Source organism: Bacillus sp. S4 (assembly GCF_040838205.1).
Taxonomy (GTDB): domain Bacteria; phylum Bacillota; class Bacilli; order Bacillales; family Bacillaceae_G; genus Bacillus_A; species Bacillus_A cereus_U.
This window is the reverse complement of sequence record NZ_JBFPJI010000398.1, coordinates 1-2,740: the sequence shown is the minus strand read 5'-3', so window position 1 is coordinate 2,740 and position 2,740 is coordinate 1. Positions and strand designations below refer to the sequence as shown.

Below are 2,740 nucleotides of genomic sequence, written 5' to 3'. Positions count from 1 at the left end.
CAACTGAATAAACAGCTATCTTTTCTTACTTATTGGACAAACTTCTAAAAACTGCCCAATCCTACAAAATCACTTAGGCTTTTCTACAAAAATATTTAAAGATAACAATTTTTGTAGATTCCCTCCGGTTATTGTCGGTTTCCATCCGCATGCATTTTTTGAAAGTATGATATAATAATATAAATCTTGAAGGAAGGGATTTTGATATCATGATCGCTCGAAGGAGCATGTGGCATCGTATTGACGAATCATACACGTAGCGTATTTTTCAGCTCAGATACTTTAGTCTAGCGAAAAAAATACGAGAGTGGGGAAATTATGATTGCCCGAAGGATAATTTGGCAAAAAAAAGACTCTTCTTACACATAGCGTTTTGTTTAGGACTTAATTGTTACTAGCTAAACAAAACAAAGAAGAGCAGGATTGCTAAATGAAGAATTCTACTCCACGTTTTGTTTAGTCGCTTTAAGACTTAAACTAAAACGAAGGTAGGGAGAATTGATGGACGAGAGGATTATTCGTTATTTCTTCAGCGACATATAGCGTAGTTAGTTTTACGTAAACTAACTGAAAGCTACATGTGAGCTCGTAGTTAGTTTACAACACCAAAAGGACTACTAACTACGGAAAGAAGGAATAACGATGAGGAACATCCAAAGTCGACAAATTATTAAAGAAGTTTTTATGGTTTTAATCGGTTCATTTATTTTAGCAGCAGCGCTATATCACATTCACTTCCAAAACCACTTAACAGAAGGTGGCTTTGTAGGTATTGCACTATTTATCCAAAATTTTTATGATATTTCACCATCTATTTCAACTGTAGTAATGGATATCCCTATTATTTTACTATGTGCTTCATTTTTAGGTAGAAAAATGGTTGGCTATTCATTCTTAGGTTCACTTTCATTCGGAGTATTTTATTCCCTTATGGAAAATTATTCTCCTTTTACGGTAGATTTATCAAATAATTTATTTGTAGCTGCAGTAGTTGGCGGTGCGTTAGCTGGTATTGGACTCGGTTTTATATTGCGATTTGGCGGTGCAACCGGTGGAGACGATATTTTAACAATTATATTAAGTAAACGAACTCGGTTTACAATTGGGCAAATTTTCTTCGTCTTTGACGCGATTGTTCTTGCGCTTTCATTATATTATTTAAATTGGACAGAAATTGCTTTTACTATTCTTTCGATTGCCGTACAGGCAAAAACATTGGATTTAATTTACTATCCAAAAACAGAAAAGAAAGCAGCAAAGCAACCCGTTTCTATTCCAATTTCCAAAAAACATGCGACAAACTAAAAAGCGAAAGGCTTCGGCCTCTCGCTTTTTTTCATGCTCTCTTTTCTTTTTCTAATATGTAGCGTACTTGATAAAACTTATTTGCAAATTCAGTAACATTCCTCGTTAAGCGATAGTTCACTGTAGATCCAATTGCCATTCCAAGTACAGGAATGCCTTGGAATAATTTGCGACGAAGAGCATAAATCGAAAATGTCTTCAAAATTTGTTTTAACACAACCTCAGTAGAAGCTGGCTTTAACACCTCTTCGTCTCCTTCATAAAAGAATGAATCTTCTTGCTCAAGTTCTCTCAGTAAATTGTACCATGCATATTGCTGAAGTCTCGCCGGCAATAATGCTGCATGGAATACCTTTAACGCAAGCATCATTTCATACGGCTTGTTCACATCATGCCCAAATGATGTCGCAATAAGTTGTACAGCCTTCACATTTAATGCAATCATAACCGGAAAATCAGCCGTTAATAATAATAGACCGCCAGCACCTGTTGCTCCGCCTTGTACGAATGAATATAGACGATGACGTGCTGTTTGCTGCTCTGCTATGTATGTTAATTGATCAATAGATAACGCCTTCAAATCTTCAAGTTGCTCAATGGATTCATCAAATAATCTCGACGTTCCTAAAATACGATTACGTGCATCTAACTGTGATTGTGAACTTTGAATAAGTGCATGCAAATGAAAGAGCCATCCATCTGCTTTCGTAAAAAAGTCTTTTCGTTTTTTCTCAGGTAGTTTTGCAGCTGTAGTATGCAACCACTTATCAAACATCTTTTGAAAATCGGTCGCTTCTTGCTCTACTAATTGCCCTTCCCACTCTTTTATATTTTCTAAAATGGCTTGTTCTCGCTTCGATCGCATCGCAACAACCACCTCGTTCGATTTTTTTCTATTGTATCATATTTGCAAATATGCTTGTACATGGCATGTTCTTTATTTACAGCCTAAGTCCAAACATCTATCCGAATATATGTTATCAATTTCTACTTAGCTACACTATAATCATCCTTATACAAAACAAATAAGGAGCGATTATACATATGTATCCACGTGCAAAAGCTTTTGGCATTGCTATACATCAAGAGCGACTTCTCGTACAAGAATATCGTACAGGCGACGAAACATATTATCGTCCTCTTGGCGGTTCAATTGAACTTGGTGAGAAATCAGCAGATACCATTATTCGAGAATTTAAAGAAGAGCTTCATGCAGAAATAGAAGTTACCGATTATTTAGGATGCTTAGAAAATATTTTTTATTCGGGTGAGGAAATTGGTCATGAAATCATTCAACTATATTCTTTACGCTTATTAGACACATCACTATATGAAATAGAGATACTGAATATAAAAGATGAACAAACAGCCTCATATGCAAAATGGATTCCCCTCACTGCATTCATTCAAAAGGAAAAAATACTATATCCAGATC

At 35.5% G+C, this 2,740-nt stretch carries 3 protein-coding genes; 2 read left to right on the top strand and 1 reads right to left on the bottom strand.

Annotation, left to right across the window (positions count from 1 at the left end):
- Nucleotides 1–642 precede the first annotated feature (642 nt).
- Nucleotides 643–1,305, top strand: a complete 663-nt coding sequence (locus AB3X48_RS20705) for a YitT family protein (protein ID WP_002015542.1) — start codon at nucleotides 643–645, stop codon at nucleotides 1,303–1,305.
- A gap of 31 nt (nucleotides 1,306–1,336) precedes the next feature.
- On the opposite strand, the gene AB3X48_RS20700 is transcribed toward AB3X48_RS20705, so the two are convergent.
- On the bottom strand, nucleotides 1,337–2,170 hold the full coding sequence (locus AB3X48_RS20700) for an EcsC family protein (RefSeq protein WP_016106345.1): 834 nt from the start codon (nucleotides 2,168–2,170) through the stop codon (nucleotides 1,337–1,339).
- Between the two features lie 179 nt (nucleotides 2,171–2,349).
- Between AB3X48_RS20700 and AB3X48_RS20695 the strand changes: the two genes are divergently transcribed.
- Nucleotides 2,350–2,740 (top strand): NUDIX hydrolase (locus AB3X48_RS20695; protein ID WP_367959888.1); only part of this gene is annotated, 391 nt, incomplete at its 3' end.